The 19,145-nt window shown below is 72.6% G+C and carries 2 protein-coding genes; one reads left to right on the top strand and one right to left on the bottom strand.

The window, feature by feature from the left end:
• Positions 1–6: 6 nt before the first annotated feature.
• Positions 7–2,667 (bottom strand): AAA family ATPase, encoded by a 2,661-nt coding sequence (locus C6Y14_RS29440; protein WP_159074334.1) that lies wholly within the window; start codon positions 2,665–2,667, stop codon positions 7–9.
• A gap of 340 nt (positions 2,668–3,007) precedes the next feature.
• Here C6Y14_RS29440 and C6Y14_RS29435 point away from each other — a divergent pair, with 340 nt between their 5' ends.
• Positions 3,008–19,144, top strand: a complete 16,137-nt coding sequence (locus C6Y14_RS29435) for a type I polyketide synthase (RefSeq protein ID WP_107020096.1) — start codon at positions 3,008–3,010, stop codon at positions 19,142–19,144.
• Position 19,145: the final 1 nt, after the last annotated feature.

Genomic DNA, 19,145 nt, shown 5'->3' with positions numbered 1-19,145 from the left:
CGGTTCTCAGGACCCCTGTGCGGAAGCCAGTTGGAGATCCACGGGAAGATCCTGCCGCCGGGTGATCTTGAGTTTCCGGTAGACCTTGGTGAGATGCTGCTCCACCGTGCTCACGGTGATGTAGAGCCGCAGCGAGATCTCACGATTCGTATAGCCCTGTGCCGCGAGCGCGGCGACCCGCTGCTCCGAGCCGCTGAGCTTCGAGTCGACCGCGGTGGTCGCCGGGATCAGGGTCCGCTCACGCGTGAGGTCCCGGGACGCCCTGCCGGGAATCGTCTCCTCGCACAGCGGCCTGGCCCCGCAGATGTGCGCGAGGTTCCAGGCGCGCCGGGTCATCGTGTTGGCCCGGGTGGCCTCGCCGACCGACTGCAGGGCCCTGCCGAGGTCGCCGAGCGCCTGGGCCAGTTCGACCCGGTCCCCGGACCGCCGCAGCTCCTCGACGGCCTGACCGAGCAGCGCGGGGCGCTCCTCCTGGGGCACGGTCCTCGCATGCGTGCGCAAAGAGATTCCGCGTACCCACGGATGGCGGGCGTCGGGAGAGGCGAGCTGGCGCTGTATGAGCCGCTCCGCCTGCTGCACCTCACCGAGCCGCAGCAGAGCCTCGGCCGCGTCCGTGCGCCAGGGCAGCACGACGGGCCGGTCCAGATGCCAGCGCTTCAGCAGCCGGCCGGCCTCGATGAAGTCGCCCAGAGCCAGATGGAACTGATCGGTGGCCAGGTGGTACAGCCCCCGGGCACGCAGATGGCCGGGCCCGTGGATGCTGTCGAACAGCTGGTCGTCGGCGGGCCGGTTCAGCCGGTCCGCCGCGGCGGCGAACTGCCCGGTCCTGGTGTGCGCCCGGATGAGCACCGCGGTCGGCGCCGAGGCGAAGGCGCCCGACGTCGGTTCCGGCAGGACGTCCAGGGCGGCGGCGGCCTGCAGTTCGGCCCCCCGCAGATCACCGAGCCGCAGCAGCACCTCCGCGTGGAGGGTGGTGAACAGGGCCTGCCACCCCGGAGCCGCACGGCGCTCGGCCTCCTCGGCCAGGCTCTGGCTCCAGTGGGCGGCCCGCTCGGGCTGCGCGGAATGGGCGAGGGCACGGACCGCCTGTTGGAGCGCGTGCAGGGTCGTGTCGGTGAGGACCGACTGCTCCAGCACCCGCTCCGCCGCCGTCCCCGCGCTGCGGTCCGCGGCGTCCGGCACGTCCCAGTACGAGGTGAGCACCCGGCTGCCCGGCAGCTCCGGGAGCTGCAGACTCGTGTCACCCGTCCTGTTCGCCGACTCGGCGATCCGGTCGTTGATCCCGGCGGCCTCGGCCACCCGGCCCTGGCAGGCCAGCACATGGGCGACCGACCCCAGCTGCGGGCCGGTCGGCGCGCCGCCCTCCGCGATGTCGAGAGAGGAGGAGAGGAGGCCCTCGGCCCTCCTCGGATCGAAACGCCACAGCACCGTGGACAGCCGGGTGGTGATGTCGATCCGGATCCGCTCGTCGGAGCACGCCTCGTACGCCAGTCGCAGCGCCGCCGCCGCCTGCCTCGGCTCGTCCCGGGCGAGCAGCCGCTCGGCGTGATCGCGCAGCATGTCCGTCGCCCACGGCGTCTCGGACCAGGGGATGTCGGCCTGCGCCGAGGCGAGCAGATGCCCTGTCACGGCCGTCGAGTGCGGCTCCGTGTCGTGCAGCAGCCGGGCGACCCTGCGGTGCAGCCCGGCCTGTTCCGCCGAGGTGAAGTCGTCGAGGACGGCCGCACGGGCCGCCGGATGCCGGAAACCGCATCCGTCGAGGATGCCGGCGGAGGTGAGCGCCGCTATGCCGCGCGCCGCCGCCGAGACACTGATGCCGAGCAGTTCCGCGGACCGCTCGGGGGTCCCGAGACCCCCCAGGACGGTGAAGGCGGCGGCCACCTCGCGGGCGGCGCGACCGCTACGGCGCAGACAGGTGTCCACGGCGTGCGCGAACAGCCCCCCGGTCACCGGCCGCAGCGCTCGCGGCTCGGCGGTGTCGGGCCACGCGGCGCGGCAGTCCTCCAGCAGGGCGCGCACCAGCAGCGGATTGCCGCCGCTGATGTTGTGCAGATCCTCCACCAGGCCGTGCTGCCGGGACAGTTCCGGATCGGCGTCGAGCATCTTGGCGACACCCAGCCGGCTGAGTCTGCGCAGCCTCACGTACCGGGAGGCGGGACTGCGCAGCAGTTCGGACTGCAGTGACGAGTCGGCGCTCCCGTGCTGCGGTGTGGCGGCCGCCACGAGAAGGATGCGCGCGGAGCGCACATGACGGATGAAGTACCGCAGGTACTGCAGTGACAGCTCGTCGGCGTGGTGCAGATCGTCGATGGAGCACACGACCGGGCCGGCCGCGGCGAAGCCGTGCAGCCACGTGCAGAACTCCCGCATCGACTCGGGGCGTGGCGGCCCCGCGTCCGGGTCGGGCAGCTGAGGCCGCCCGTCGGCCGGAACGTCGTCCAGCAGTTGACGCAGCAGCCCCATCGGCTGGCCGCTCTCCGATTCCGTGCCCTCCGCGTGCAGGACGACGGCCCGATCGGCGGCGCGTTCGGCGACGGCGGCGAGCAGCGAGCTCTTGCCGCAGCCCGCCGCGCCCTCGATGAGCACGGTCCGGGTCCGCCCGGACAACGCCTCGGCACGCGCCGAGTCCAGCACAGCCAGTTCCTTGGTGCGATCTATCAGCCTCACAGCGGCCCCGTTCCGTGTGAACTGTATGAACAAATGTTCCTCTTGCCCGGCGTGAGTCTATGGACGGGGCAGGGCCGGGAAGCGGCGAGTCCGCTGGCCGAAAGTTGCACTGCATGAAGTCGCGGCCCCGGTGCCATGGAGATCTTCGCCGCCGGACCCGCGACCGCGGGGCGCGCGCGGGGAACAGGGGTCCGCGCGGAAGGCCGGGGCGGCGCAGGGGTAGGGGCGGGTAAGGGTGGTGAGCCCCTGCGGCTGCTCGCTAGCGTCCATTTTGATTGCCGTTCGAGTGCGGATCCATTGTGGACGCCAAAGCTGGTCGATTAAGCGCGGGGTGGCCGAGATGAGCACAGAGGAAAAACTCCTCGACTATCTCAAGCGGACGACTACGGATTTGCGCGAAGCGCGACGCCGTATCACCGAGTTCGAGGAGCGGGAGCGCGAACCCGTGGCGATCGTGGGGATGGCGTGCCGCTTTCCAGGCGGCGTCGCCTCGCCCGAGGAACTGTGGGATCTGGTCGCGGCGGAACGGGACGGACTCTCCGGCCTGCCCCGGGACCGCGGCTGGGACGTGGCGAACCTCTTCGATCCCGAACCGGGCCGCCCGGGCAAGAGCTACGTCGACCGGGGCGGCTTCCTGCACGAGGCGGGGGACTTCGACCCGGCCTTCTTCGGCATCGGGCCGAACGAGGCGCTGACGATGGACCCCCAGCAGCGGCTGCTCCTGGAGATCTCGTGGGAGGCGTTCGAACGGGCGGGCATCGACCCGTCCGTCTACCGCGGAAGCCGCACCGGCGTCTTCGCCGGCGTCAACTACCACGACTACGCGTTCAACAGCAGTACCGGAGCGATCGCGTCGGGACGCATCTCCTACACCCTGGGCCTGGAGGGGCCGGCGGTGACGGTGGACACGGCGTGCTCGTCGTCTCTGGTGGCGCTGCACTGGGCGATGCGCTCCCTGCGGTCGGGGGAGTGCTCCCTGGCGCTGGCCGGTGGCGTCACCGTGATGGCTACCCCCGAGACGTTCATCGAGTTCAGCCGCCAGCGCGGACTCGCCCCCGACGGCCGCGTCAAGGCGTTCGCGTCCGCGGCGGACGGCACCGGGTGGGGCGAGGGCGCCGGGATGCTGCTGGTCGAGCGGCTCTCGGACGCACGCTCCAACGGCCACCCTGTCCTGGCGGTGGTACGCGGCTCGGCGGTGAACCAGGACGGCGCCTCCAACGGGCTGACCGCGCCGAACGGCCCGTCGCAGCGGCGGGTGATCGAACAGGCCCTGGCCGGCGCCGGACTGAGCACCCACGACGTGGACCTCGTGGAGGCGCACGGCACCGGAACCGTGCTGGGCGACCCGATCGAGGCCCAGGCGCTGCTGGCCACCTACGGCCGGGACCGCGCCGCGGAACGGCCCCTGTGGCTGGGCTCCGTCAAGTCGAACATCGGGCACGCGCAGGCCGCCGCGGGCGTCGCGGGGATCATCAAGACCGTCCAGGCGCTGCGCCACGGTGTGATGCCCAGGACACTGCACGTGGACGAGCCGACACCCCATGTGGACTGGTCACCGGGCGGAGTCCGGCTGCTCACCGAGAAGCGGGAGTGGCCGCCGACGGACCGTCCGCGCCGGGCGGGCGTCTCCTCGTTCGGGATCAGCGGCACCAACGCCCACGTCATCCTTGAGCAGGCACCGGCCCCGGACACCGGTGAGCCGACGGCCGTCCCGGACACCGGTGGACCGCTCTTTGCCCCCCGTGCCGGTGAGCGGTTGCCGCACCGGCCCCCTGCCGTCGCCCTGACGCTCTCGGCGCGCGACGACACCGCGCTGCGCGGCCAGGCCGCCCGACTGCGCACCCATCTGCGTACGCACCCCGAACCGGACGTCCACGACGTGGCGTACTCGCTGGCGACCGGCCGTGCCGCGCTGGAGCACCGGAGCGTGGTCGTCGGACGGAACCGCGCCGAACTGCTCGCCGGACTGGACGAGCTGGCCGACCCGGCCGGTGAACCGCTCGACGGGCGGGGGCGCGTACTGCGCGGCGTCGCCGCGACGGGGGAGCCGACCGCGTTCCTGTTCAGCGGCCAGGGCTCGCAGCGGGCCGGCATGGGACAGGAACTGCACGCCGCGTTCCCCGTGTTCGCGGACGCCTTCGACGCCGTCTGCGCCGAGTTCGTCCCCTACCTCGACCGGCCGCTGGCGCAGGTCGTCCGGTCCGGATCCGGGCTGCTGGACCGCACGTCCTACACCCAGGCCGGTCTCTTCGCGGTCGAGGTGGCACTGTTCCGCCTCCTGGAAGCGGCAGGCGTCGTTCCCGACCACGTCGCGGGCCACTCGATCGGCGAACTGGCCGCCGCCCACGTGGCCGGAGTGTTCTCCCTGGCGGACGCGGCCAGGCTCGTCGCCGCCCGCGGACGGCTGATGCAGGCGCTCCCGGCGGGCGGCGCGATGGCCGCCGTCCAGGCCGCCGAGGACGAGGTCGCCGCACAACTCGGCGCCGACACCGGCATCGCGGCGGTCAACGGACCCGACTCGGTGGTCGTCTCCGGCTCCGAAGAAGCGGTGCACCGCATCACCGGGCATTTCGAGGAACTCGGACGGAAAACCAGCCGACTGCGGGTGTCGCACGCTTTCCACTCGCCCCTCATGGAACCGATGCTCGCCGAATTCCAGGAGATCGCGGCGGGGCTCTCCTATTTCCCTCCGACGATCCCCGTCATTTCGAACGTCACCGGCCGGGCGGCCGAAGAACTGGACTCGCCGGAATACTGGACCCGCCATATCCGCCGGACCGTCCGATTCCAGGACGGTATACGGACGCTGCGTGCGGCGGGTGTCGGCCGCTTCGTCGAACTGGGCCCGGACGGCGTCCTCACCGCCCTGACCCGCGCCTGCCTCGACGCCGCCGGGGACACCGCGCTCACCGTCCCGACCCTGCGCCGGGACAGGCCCGAGGCCACCGAACTGCTCACCGCAATCGGCCATCTGCACGTGCACGGCCTCGCCGTCGACTGGCAGCCTCTGCTGGGCACCGCCTCCCGCGTCGACCTGCCGACCTACGCGTTCCAGCGCCGCCGCTACTGGCTGGAGAGCACCGGCACCACCGGGGACGTCACCTCCGTGGGCCTCCAGCCCGTCGAACACCCGCTGCTGGGAGCCGCGGTGACCCTGCCGGACGGGGGCGGAGCCGTCCTCACGGGACGTGTGTCCCCGGGCACCCAGCCGTGGCTCGCCGACCACAAGGTCGCAGGAGCCGTGCTGTTCCCCGGGACCGCGTTCGTCGAACTGGCCGTCCGGGCGGGCGACCGCGTCGGCTGCGGAACGGTCGAGGAACTGACCCTCCACGCACCGCTCGTCCTGCCCGACCACGACGGCGTCACCGTCCAGGTCGTGGTGGAGGGCGCGGACGACACCGGCCGGCGCCCGGTCGGGATCTACTCCCGGTCGGGCGGCACGGCAGGCGACGAGGTGTGGGTCCGGCACGCCGGCGGCACGCTCACCCCCGGCACGGCCGCACCGGCCTTCGACCTCACCGCCTGGCCGCCGCCCGGCGCGACCGCCGTCCCGGTGGACGACGCGTACGAACGGCTCGCCGCGACCGGCTACGGCTACGGGCGCCTGTTCCAGGGGCTGCGCGCCGTGTGGCGGCGCGGCGACGACCTCTTCGCCGAAGCAGCCCTGCCCGAGGACGCCTGGGACGACGCCGCCCGCTTCGGTCTGCATCCGGCGCTGCTGGACGCCGTCCTGCACACGAGCGCGGTCTCCGGGGACGCGGGCGACGACCTCGTCCTGCCCTTCGCGTGGAACGGGGTGCGGCTGTTCGCGGCGGGGGCGCCGGTGGTCCGCGCCCGGCTGAGCCCGGCAGGACCGGACGGTGTGGCGCTGCGGATCGCCGACGGCGCGGGGCGGCCCGTCGCGTCGGTCGACTCCCTGGTGTCCCGCCCCGTGTCGCCCGAGCGGCTCGCGGTCACCGCGCCGGCCCCCACGGACTTCCTGTACCGGCTGGAGTGGTCTCCCGCGGCGGCGCTCCCCACGGCTCCCGGCGATCCGAGCCGGCCCGGCGGTCCGAGCTGGGCCGCGTGGGACGAGGTCGGTGACTCGGTTCCCGACGTCGTCGTCCTGCCGGTCCTGGCCGGCGGGGTCCGATCGGGAGGGACACGGGCTTCTGGGACACGGGCCGACGAGATACGGACCTCCAGGACACGGGCCGACGGGATACGGGCTTCCGGGACACGAGCCGGCGAGATACGAGCCGTCACCCACGAAGTGCTCGCGGCGCTGCAGACGTGGACGGCGGGCGAGCGGTACGCGGCATCCCGGCTGCTGATCGTCACCTCGGGCGCGGTGTCGGTGGCCGGCGAGGACGTCACCGATCCCGCGGCGGCCGCCGCGTGGGGCCTGGTCCGCTCGGCGCAGTCCGAGGATCCCGACCGGATCGTCCTGGTCGACACCGACACCCCCGACGACCTCGCGGGCCTCGTCGCGCCGGCACCGGGCGAACCCCAGACCGCCGTACGCGCCGGGACGGCCCACGTGCCCCGGCTGGCGAAGGTGCCGGGCCCGGCCGTACCCGACCCCGACGAGCCGTTCGGCACGGGCACCGTCCTGATCACCGGCGGGACCGGCGGACTGGGAGCCCTGCTGGCCCGGCACCTGGTGACGGCCCACGGGGTACGGAACCTGCTGCTGACGAGCCGGCGCGGCGAGGACGCGCCGGGCACCGGACAGCTCATGGCCGAACTCGCCGCACTGGGCGCGCACGCCGAGGTGGCCGCCTGCGACGTCGGCGACCGGCCCGCCCTGGCCGCGCTGCTGGCCGGGCGCACCCTGACCGCGGTCGTCCACGCGGCCGGCATCCTGGACGACGGCGTGGTCGCGTCCCTGACCCCGGAACGCCTCGACGCGGTGCTGGCACCCAAGGCCCTGGGCGCCCGGTATCTGCACGAACTCACCCGCGACATGGACCTGTCGGCGTTCGTCGTGTTCTCCTCCGCCGCGGGCGTGCTCGGCTCGCCCGGGCAGGGCAACTACGCGGCGGCGAACGCGTACCTGGACGGCCTGGTCCAGCACCGGCACGCACAGGGGCTGGTCGGCAGGTCCCTGGCATGGGGGCTGTGGGCCACGGGCACCGGTATGGCCGGCGGGCTGGACCACGGCGATGTCCGCCGAATGGCACGCTCCGGGGTGCGCGCCCTCACCGTCGAGCAGGGCCTGGCGCTGTTCGACGCCGCCATCGCCCGGCCGGAACCACTTCTGGTCCCGATCGCGCTGGACGCCGCCGTACAGGCCGACGCCTCCGGTGAACTGCCGCACGTCCTAAGGGGGTTGGGTGGCGGTCGCGCACGCCGCCGTGCCGCGTCCGGACCGGCCGCCGCCGGGGTGCTGCGCGAACGTCTCGCGCCACTGCCCGAGGACGACCGCCGCGCGGCGGTCCTGGAGATCGTCCGCGCCCAGGCGGCGGCGGTGCTCGGATTCGACGACCAGGACGCGGTCGACAGCGAGCGCGCCTTCCGCGAACTCGGCTTCGACTCCCTGTCCGCCGTGGAGCTGCGTGGACGCCTGAACCAGGTGACCGGCCTCCGGCTGCCCGCCACCCTGGTGTTCGACCACCCGACGCCGACCGTGCTGGCCCGGTACCTGACGGACGAGATCTCCGGCCTCGGCGAGACGGCGGGCGCCGCGCCGGTCGCGGTACGCACCCCCGTGGACGACGACCCCGTCGCGATCGTGGGAATGGCCTGCCGCTACCCGGGCGGCGTCACCACACCGGACCAGTTGTGGGACCTGGTGGCGGACGGGACCGACGGCATCACACCCTTCCCCGCCGACCGGGGCTGGAACGTCCGGCGCCTCTACGACCCCGAGGGCGCCCGCCCCGGCACCAGTTACGTCGACCAGGGCGGCTTCCTGCACGACGCCGCCGACTTCGATCCCGGGTTCTTCGGGATCAGCCCGAACGAGGCCCGCTGGATGGACCCGCAGCAGCGGCTGCTGCTGGAGGTCTCCTGGGAGGCCGTCGAACGCGCCGGGATGGACCCCACGACCCTGAGGGGCAGCCGGACCGGCGTGTTCGCCGGGATGATGTACCACGACTACGCGAACAACAGCAACACGGGCTCGGTCGCCTCCGGCCGCATCTCCTACACGTTCGGCCTGGAGGGCCCGGCGGTCACCGTCGACACGGCGTGCTCGTCGTCGCTGGTCGCCCTGCACCTCGCGGTACAGGCCCTCCGCTCGGGCGAATGCTCCCTGGCGCTGGCGGGCGGAGTCGCGGTGATGGCGGCCCCCGACGTCTTCGTGGAGTTCAGCGAGCAGCGCGGACTCGCCCGCGACGGGCGGGCGAAATCCTTCGCCGCCTCGGCCGACGGAACGTCCTGGGCCGAAGGCGCGGGCATGCTCCTCGTCGAGCGCCTGTCGGACGCACGCGCCAACGGCCACCGGGTCCTGGCCGTCGTGCGGGGCACCGCGGTCAACCAGGACGGCGCGTCCAACGGCCTCACCGCACCGAACGGACCGTCCCAACGCCGGGTGATCCGGCAGGCGTTGGCGAACGCCGGACTGACGGCGGCGGACGTGGACGCGGTGGAGGCGCACGGCACCGGTACCACGCTGGGCGACCCGATCGAGGCCCAGGCGCTGCTGGCCACGTACGGCCAGGACCGTCCCGAAGGGCGCCCGCTGTGGCTCGGGTCCATCAAGTCGAACATCGGGCACACCCAGGCCGCCGCCGGAGTCGCCGCGATCATCAAGATGGTCAAGGCCATGGACCACGGTGTCCTGCCCCGGACCCTGCACATCGACGAGCCGACCCCGGAGGTGGACTGGACGTCGGGCGAGGTGGAACTGCTGACCGAGGCCCGGGAGTGGGAGGAGTACGGCCGCCCGCGCCGCGCCGGGGTCTCCTCGTTCGGAGTCAGCGGCACCAACGCCCACGTCATCGTCGAGGCGGCACCGGAACCCGCCCCCGCCCCCGCCGACGCCGGGGAACCGGCGCCGAATCCGCCCCCGGTCCTCTCGTGGGTGATCTCCGGACGGGACGAGCCCGGACTGCTCGGGCAGGCGGAGCGGCTGCGCGCGCACGTGCTGTCCCGGCCGGACCTCGACCCGGCGGGCGTGAGCCACGCGCTGACCACGACGAGAGCGCTCCTGGAACACCGCGCGGTCGTGGTCGGCCGCGACCGCGACGAACTGCTGTCGGGCCTGGACTCGCTGATCGAGAACACCCCTGGGGCGGGCACGGCACGCGGAGCCGCGGCTTCCGGCCGTACGGCGTTCCTGTTTTCGGGGCAGGGGTCGCAACGGGTCGGTATGGGGCGGGAGTTGTACGAGTCGTTCCCGGTGTTCGCGGCGGCGCTGGACGAGGTGTGTGCCGCTCTGGACCCCCATCTGGACCGGCCTCTGCGTGAGGTGATGTGGTCGGAGTCGGAGTCGGAGTCGGAGCCGGAGCCGGAGCTGTTGGACCGGACTGTGTTCGCGCAGGCGGGGTTGTTCGCGGTCGAGGTGGCGTTGTTCCGGCTGCTCGAAGCGTGGGGTGTACGCCCTGACTTGGTGGCGGGGCATTCGATCGGTGAGTTGGCGGCGGCGCATGTGGCCGGGGTGTTCTCGCTCGGTGACGCGGCCAGGTTGGTGGCTGCGCGCGGGCGGTTGATGCAGGCGCTGCCCCCGGGTGGGGCGATGGCTGCCATCCAGGCGAGTGAGGACGAGGTCGCTCCGCTGCTGGACGGCACGGAGGCGGGCGACGCGGAGGTGGCGATCGCGGCGGTCAACGGCCCGACGTCGGTCGTGGTGTCCGGTGCGGACGGACAAGTCGCCCTGGTGGAGGCCCACTTCAGCGAGCTGGGCCGCAAGACGAGCCGCTTGCGTGTCTCGCACGCGTTCCATTCCCCGCTCATGGACCCGATGCTGGACGCCTTCCGTGAGGTGGCCGAGAGCGTCACGTACAGCACGCCCGTCATTCCGGTCATCTCGAACGTGACGGGTGGGTCGGCTCCGGAAGACCTCGGCTCGGCCGGCTACTGGGTGCGGCACGTGCGGCAGACGGTGCGCTTCCACGAGGGGGTCCGGACGCTGCGGGCCGCGGGTGTGAACCGGTTCCTGGAACTGGGGCCGGACGGTGTGCTGACCGCGATGACCCAAGCCGCCCTGGAGGAAGCGGGCGGCGACGTCACCGCGACGGCGGTCCTGCGGCCCGGCCGACCCGAGAGCGTCACCCTGGTCGCCGCGGTCGGGCAGCTCCATGTGCGCGGAGTACCTGTGTCCTGGCGGGCGGTGCACGGCGAGAACCCGCCCGCCGCGGCGGAGTTGCCCACCTACGCGTTCCAGCGACAGCGGTACTGGGTGGAGGGGGCGGCCGAGTCGGGTGACCTGTCCGGCGCGGGACTGCTGCCCGCCGATCACCCCCTGCTGAGTGCCGTCCTCACACTGCCGGACTCGGGCGGCGCGGTGCTCACCGGCAGACTGTCGGTCGGCACCCGGCCCTGGCTGGCCGACCACCGCGTGCTGGGCGGGATCCTGTTCCCGGGCAGCGGGCTCGTCGAGCTCGCGATCCGCGCCGGGGACCACCTGGGGTGCGGGGCGCTGGAGGAACTCACGCTCCAGGCTCCCCTGGTCCTGCCCGAGCACGGCGGTGTCACCGTGCAGGTCGTGTTGGACGAGGAGGACGAGGCGGGTCGTCGGCCGGTCGGGATCCATTCGCGGCCGAGCGAGGGCCCGCCCGACGGGCCCTGGACCCGGCACGCCACCGGCGTACTGACAACCGACGGGCCCGCCTCCGCCCCAGCGCCCGCCGTCGACTTCGGTCTGACGGCGTGGCCGCCGGAGGGCGCCTCGGAGCTGGCGCTGGACGGCCCGTACGAACGGCTGGCCGCCGCGGGCTACGACTACGGGCCGCTGTTCCAGGGGTTGCGGGCGGTGTGGCGGCGCGGTGACGAACTCTTCGCCGAGGTCGCCCTGCCCGAGGACGGCTGGGGTGAAGCAGGCCGATTCGGTGTGCATCCCGCACTCCTGGACGCGGTCCTGCACACGGCCCTGGTGGCCGGGGACGGGACGGGCCGCGGTGGGACGGGCCGGGACGAGACGAACCAGGGCGGGACGGGCCGGGGCGAGATGGTGCTTCCGTTCGCGTGGAACGGAGTGCGGCTGTTCGCCTCCGGCGCTCGGTTCGTCCGGGCGCGGCTGGCACCGGCCGGAGCCGACGGGGTCTCCCTGCGGCTCGCCGGCGAGGACGGGCAGCCGGTGCTGTCCGTCGACGCACTGCTGTCGCGGCCGGTTTCGCCGGAGCAGCTGGCGGTCTCCGCGCCGACATCGCACGACTCCCTGTACCGCCTGGACTGGCCCTTGGCGACACCGGTGGCGACCCCGGTGAAGGAGAATGGCGGGCCTTCCTGGGAACTCTGGGAGCCGAGCTCCGACACCCTCGACGTGTCCGAGGCCGCTGGGGCAGCCGATGTGCCCCACCCGGTCGACGTACCGGAAGTCGTCGTTCTGCCCGTCACGGACGGCGACCTCGTCGACGGGGTGAACCGCGCGCTCACCGCCCTGCAGACATGGCAGACGCACGAGCGGTACGCGTCCTCGCGGCTCCTGTTCGTCACCTCGGGCGCTGTGGCACTCGACGGCGAAGACGTGCCGAGCCTGACCGGCGCGGCGATATGGGGGCTGGTCCGGTCCGCCCAGTCGGAGGACCCGGGCCGCTTCCTGCTCGCCGACGTGGACGAATCCGGTGACCTCGCGGGTGTGGTCGCCGAAGCCGTCGCCGCCGACGAACCCCAAGTGGTGATCCGGGCCGGGGCCGGACACGTACCACGCATGACACGGGCGGCCGTCCCGGCCGACTTGGGCCAGTCGGGCGAGTCGGGTGACTCCGGCGACGCGGCACCGGCGTTCGGCACGGGGACCGTCCTGATCACCGGCGGCACCGGCGGGCTGGGCGCCCTGGTGGCCCGCCACCTGGTGACGGCCCACGGGGTACGGAGCCTGCTGCTGACCAGCCGCAGGGGCAGGCAGGCACCGGGCGCGGCGGAGCTGTGCACGGAGCTGAGCGGACTGGGCGCCGAGGTCGAGGTGGTGGCCTGCGACGTGGCCGACCGTGCCGCGGTGGCCGCGTTGCTGGACGATCGGAACCTGTCCGCCGTGATCCACGCGGCCGGGCTCCTGGACGACGGAGTGATCACGTCCCTGACTCCTGAGCGGATGCGTTCGGTGCTCGCCCCCAAGGCCCTGGGCGCCCGGCACCTGCACGAACTGACCCGCGACCTGGATCTGTCGGCGTTCGTGGTGTTCTCCTCCGCGGCCGGTGTGATGGGCGCGCCGGGGCAGGCGAACTACGCGGCGGCGAACGCGTACCTGGACGGCTTGATCGCCCACCGGCGGGCGCACGGCCTGCCGGGACAGTCGCTGGCTTGGGGCCTGTGGGCCACCGGCACGGGCATGTCCGGCCGCCTGGACGACGGCGACGCCCAGCGGATGGGCCGCTCCGGGGTGCGCGCGCTGACCGTCGACCAGGGACTCGGGCTCTTCGACGCCGCCCTGCGGACCGCCGATGCGCTGCTCATCCCGATTGGCCTGGAGACCGGGGCCCTGGCCGCCGCGGGCGACGCACTCCCGCACGTGCTGCGCGCCCTGGCGGGACGCTCGCGCCGCACCGCCGGGGCAGGGGGAGGGGGAGGGGGCTCGGCGGCGGCCCTGCGGGCCCGTCTCGCCGCGCTACCAGGCGCCGAGCGCGTACCGATGATGCTGGACACCGTCCGGGTCCAGGCCGCTTCGGTGCTCGGATACGACGACCCGGGCCGCGTCGAGCCGGAACGGGCCTTCCGCGACCTCGGCTTCGACTCGCTGTCGGCCGTGGAGCAGCGCAACCGGCTCAATCAGGTGACGGGGCTGCGGCTGCCGGCGACGTTGGTGTTCGACCACCCGACGCCGCTGGCCCTGGCTCGGCACCTGGTGGACGAGATCATGGGCTTCGCGTCCGCCGGCACCGTCGGGAAGCCCACCGTCGTGCGAGCCCCGGTCGACGACGAGCCGATCGCGATCGTGGGCATGGCGTGCCGCTATCCCGGCGGCGTCGTCTCCCCGGAAGACCTCTGGGACCTGGTCGCGCGCGGAGCCGACGGGGTGGCGGGCTTCCCCGCCGATCGCGGCTGGCACACCGACCGGCTCTACGACCCCGAAGGGGCGCGGCCCCACACCAGTTATGTGAACGAGGGCGGATTCCTCTACGACGCGGCCGGGTTCGATCCTGCGTTCTTCGGGATCAGTCCCAACGAGGCCTGGCTGATGGATCCGCAGCAGCGGTTGCTGTTGGAGGTGTCCTGGGAGGCGCTGGAGCGGGCGGGGATCGATCCGTCGTCGCTGCGGGGCAGTCCGACGGGTGTCTTCGCCGGGATGATGTATCACGACTACGCCCACAACAGCAGTACGGGTTCGGTCGCGTCCGGACGCATCTCGTACACGCTGGGTCTTGAGGGTCCGGCGGTCACCGTCGACACGGCGTGCTCGTCGTCGCTGGTCGCACTGCACTGGGCCATACAGGCGTTGCGGTCGGGGGAGTGCTCACTGGCGTTGGCCGGCGGCGTGACGGTGATGGCGACGCCGGAGACGTTCATCGAGTTCAGCCGTCAGCGGGGGCTGGCCCCGGACGGGCGCGCGAAGTCCTTTGCCGCCGCGGCGGACGGCACCTCGTGGGGTGAGGGTGCGGGGATGCTGCTGGTGGAGCGGTTGTCGGACGCGCGGGCCAACGGTCATCCGGTGCTGGCGGTGGTGCGGGGTACGGCGGTCAACCAGGACGGGGCTTCCAACGGGCTGACCGCGCCGAACGGGCCCTCCCAACGCCGCGTGATTCGACAGGCGTTGGCGAATGCCGGGCTGGCGGCGGCGGACGTGGACGCGGTTGAGGCGCACGGTACGGGGACGACGCTGGGCGATCCGATCGAGGCGCAGGCCTTGTTGGCGACGTATGGCCAGGATCGTCCGGAGGGCGGTCCGTTGTGGCTCGGCTCGATCAAGTCGAACATCGGGCACACGCAGGCCGCCGCCGGCGTGGCGGGGATCATCAAGATGGTCAAGGCCATGGACCACGGTGTGCTGCCCCGGACACTGCACGTGGATGCTCCGACGCCGGAGGTGGACTGGGCGTCGGGTGATGTGGAGTTGTTGACCGAGGCGCGGGAGTGGCCGCAGGCCGATGGCCGTCCGCGGCGGGCGGGGATCTCCTCGTTCGGGATCAGCGGCACCAACGCCCACGTCATCGTCGAAGCGGCACCGCCGCCCGTCGAAGTCGAAGCCGAGGCCGAGCGCGACGAGTCGTCCACGGACGGACTCCCGCTCGTTCCCTGGGTGCTCTCCGCGAGGTCCGGCGACGGATTGCGGGGGCAGGCGGAGAAACTGCGGTCGTATCTCACGGCTTACCCGGAGCTGGACGCTGCCGATGTGGCGTTCTCCCTGGCCACGTCGCGCCCTGCCATGGACCACCGTGCGGTGGTGATCGGCCGGGACCGCGTCGAACTGCTCGCCGGACTGTGCGAGTTGGCCGAGGATGCCCCTGTCCCTGTCCCTGTTTCTGGACTCGGAGTGGTGCGGGGAACGGCGAAATCCGGCCGGACAGCGTTCCTGTTCTCGGGGCAGGGGGCGCAACGGGTCGGTATGGGCCGGGGGTTGTACGAGTCGTTCCCGGTGTTCGCGGCGGCGCTGGACGAAGTGTGTGCCGCCCTTGACCACCACCTCGATCAACCTCTGCGTGAGGTGATGTGGTCGGAGCCGGAGCCGGAGCCGGAGCCGGAGCCGGAGCCGGAGCCGGAGCCGGAGTCGGATTTGCTGGATCGGACGGTGTTCGCGCAGGCGGGGTTGTTCGCGGTCGAGGTGGCGTTGTTCCGGCTGCTGGACGCGTGGGGCGTACAGCCTGACTTCCTGGCGGGTCATTCGATCGGTGAGCTTGCCGCCGCGCATGTGGCCGGGGTGTTCTCGCTCGGTGATGCGGCCAGGTTGGTGGCTGCGCGCGGGCGGTTGATGCAGGCCCTGCCCTCGGGTGGGGCGATGGCCGCGATCCAGGCGAGCGAGGACGAAGTAGCCCCGCTGCTGGAAACCACGGCCGCAGCGATCGCGGCGGTCAACGGCCCGACGTCGGTGGTGGTGTCCGGTGCGGAGGCTCAAGTCGCGCGTATTGCGGACCACTTCGCCGCGCTGGGTCGTAAGACGAGTCGCCTGCGTGTCTCGCACGCCTTCCACTCCCCGCTCATGGACCCGATGCTGGACGCCTTCCGCGAGGTGGCCGAGGGCATCACCTACAGCGAGCCCGCCCTGCCGATCGTCTCCACGCTGACAGGCCATGCCGTCAAAGCAGCGGAGGTCGCGGACCCTGACTACTGGGTGCGGCACGTCCGCGAGGCGGTCCGGTTCGCCGACGGAGTCCAGGCGCTGCGGGACCAGGGGGTCACCCGGTTCGTGGAGGTGGGCCCGGACGGAGTTCTGACCGCGATGACGCGGGCGCTGGTGGACGACGCCGGGGCCGACGTGTTGGTGGTGCCGACGCTGCGTGGGGAGCACGGTGAGTCCGCGACGTTGTTGACGGCGGTCGGGTCGATGCACGCCGGTGGTGTCGCGGTCGACTGGGGCGCGTTGTTCGACGGGCGTGGTGTCCGGCGCGTTGATCTCCCCACCTACGCGTTCCAACGGCAGAAGTACTGGCTGGTCGATTCGCGGATCGGCGGAGACGCCCTCTCGATGGGACTCGGGTCGGCCGAGCATCCGCTCCTGGGCGCGGTCGTCTCGTCGCCCGAGTCGGGCGGCGTCGTCCTGACGGGCCGTTTGTCGGTCCACGCGCACCCCTGGCTGGCCCACCACACGGTGGGCGGAGTCACCCTGTTCCCGGGCACGGGCTTCGTGGAGCTGGCGATCCGCGCCGGGGACCAGCTGGACTGCGGCCGGCTTGAGGAACTGACGCTGGAGGCACCGCTCGTCCTGCCGGCCGACGGCCATGTCTCGGTCCAGGTGATCGTCGGGGCTGCAGGGGGCACCGGTGTCATCGGCGCTGACGGCGTGACCGGTGCGCCCGGGCCGCGGCCGGTGTCGGTGTACTCCCGCACGGACAGCGACGCCCCGTGGACGCGCCACGCACTGGGCACCCTCTCCGCCGACGGTGACACGGACACGGCTTTCGACCTGCGGCGGTGGCCGCCCATGGACGCCGTACCGGTCGAACTGGACGGTCTCTACGACGGGTTGGCGGAGGCGGGCCTGGAGTACGGTCCGGTCTTCCGGGGGTTGCGGGCGGCATGGCGGCACGGCGAAGAGGTGTTCGCGGAGGTCGCGCTTCCCGATGCGGAGTCGGTGGACGGTTTCGGGCTGCATCCGGCACTCCTGGATGCCGCTCTGCACGCCTTGGCGGTCGACGGAGTGGCTGGTGAGCGTGGTGTGGCCCTGCCGTTCTCCTGGTCGGGTGTGGAGCTGTTCGCCTCCGGTGCCACGGCGCTGCGGGTGCACATGGCCCCCGCGAAAGCCGGCGCGCGGTCGTTTCGCGTGACCGACATGTCCGGGCGACCGGTGGCGTCCGTCGAGTCACTGGCGCTGCGGGAGATCACTCCGGAACACCTCTCGTCCGCCGCCGGATCCCGCCGGTTCCACGAAGCGTTGTTCAAGGTGGAGTGGGCGCCGACCACATGGACGCGGGCCGACGATCCGGGGACTGACGATCCGGGGGCCGACGAACCGGCCTGGGCGCGGTGGGACACGCTGAAACCCGATGACGTGGTCCCGGACATCGTGGTGCTCCCGGTGGCCGGCGGCCCGAACACCACCGCCGCTCGCGGGGCCCATGAGACCACCCACGAGACCACCCACGAGGTGCTCGCCGTCGTACGGGCCTGGCTGGCCGAGGACCGTTACGCGGCGTCGCAACTGCTGATCGTGACCTCGGGCGCGGTGTCCGTGGCCGACGAGGATGTCAGCGACCTCGCGGGTGCGGCGGTGTGGGGTCTGGTGCGGTCGGCGCAGTCGGAGAATCCCGGCCGGTTCGTGCTGGCCGACCTCGACGCGGATACCGGCCTTGCCGAGGTGGTGGTGGCAGCCGCTGTCGGTGAGCCGCAGATGGCGCTCCGCGGAGGCGTCGTGCACGCCCCTCGGTTGGGCCGTGTGTCCTTGGAGGCGCCGGAGGAGACGGAGGAGCCGGCCTCGTTGGTCTCCGGCGAGGGCGCTGTTCTGGTGACGGGTGCGTTCGGTGCGCTGGGGAGCCTGGTGGCGCGGCACCTTGTTGTCGGGCACGGGATTCGTCGTCTGGTGTTGGTGGGTCGTCGTGGTGTGGAGGCGCCGGGAGCCCGGGAGTTGTGCGCGGAGCTTACTGAACTGGGCGCCGAGGTCGAGGCCGTGGCCTGTGATGTGTCGGACCGGGATGCGGTCGCGGCGCTGGTGTCGGGTCGTGAGTTGTCGGGTGTGGTGCATGTCGCGGGGGTGTTGGACGACGGGGTGCTCTCGTCGTTGACGGCTGAGCGGGTGGATGCGGTGTTGCGTCCGAAGGTGGACGCGGCCTGGTATCTGCACGAACTGACGCGGGACATGGGTCTGTCGGCGTTCGTGCTGTTCTCGTCGGCCGCGGGCGTACTCGGATCTCCCGGTCAAGGCAACTACGCGGCTGCCAATGCCTTTTTGGACGCGTTGGCCGTTCACCGGCGGGCGAACGGCCTGCCCGCCCAGTCACTCGCCTGGGGCCCCTGGGCCACAGACGGCGGAGGCATGGCTGCCCGGCTGGACGACGCCGACGCCAAACGGATCGCCCGGTCCGGGGCGGAGGGACTCTCCGCGGACCAGGGCCTCGCCCTGTTCGACACCGCGAGCAGGCTGGCAGACGCGGCCCTGTTGCCCGTACGGCTCGATCTCACGGCCCTTGCCACCGCGGGCGCAGACCTGCCCCCCCTGTTCAGGGGCCTCGTGGGCAGGACGTCCCGGCGAACCGTCGATGCCGGAGCCGGCTCCGCCGCGGCGCTGGTACGACGGCTGGACGGTGTGCCGCCGGACGAACGCGACGAGCTGCTGCTGGACGTGGTCCGCAGCCATGCCGCCGCCGTCCTCGGACACGGCGACCACCGTGCGATCGAGCCGGAACGGGCCTTCAGCGAGCTCGGCTTCGACTCCCTCAGCGCGGTCGAACTGCGCAACAGCCTCAACTCGGCGACCGGGCTGCGTCTGTCGCCGACCCTGGTGTTCGACTACCCCAACGCCCGCGTCCTGGCTGCTCACATGGCGGCGGAGCTGGTGCCCGACTCGGCCGGGAACGACGCCGGTGAGGAGACGGTTCGGCGGATCCTGCGGAGCATCCCCCTGAACCGGCTGCGCGAGGCGGGCCTGCTGGACAGCCTCCTCGAACTCGCCGGCGCACACGAGCGGGAAGCCGCTCCGGCCGACGGCCCCACCGACGAACTCTCCATCGACGTGATGGACGCGGAAAGCCTGATCACCCTGGCGCTCGAAGGCGCCGGTCTCGATGACACGACGCGGGAAGAGTGAA

This window comes from Streptomyces dioscori, assembly GCF_003024195.1.
GTDB classification, from domain to species: domain Bacteria; phylum Actinomycetota; class Actinomycetes; order Streptomycetales; family Streptomycetaceae; genus Streptomyces; species Streptomyces dioscori.
Note: the sequence above shows the minus strand (reverse complement) of the source record. Positions and strands in the feature narration are given on the sequence as shown.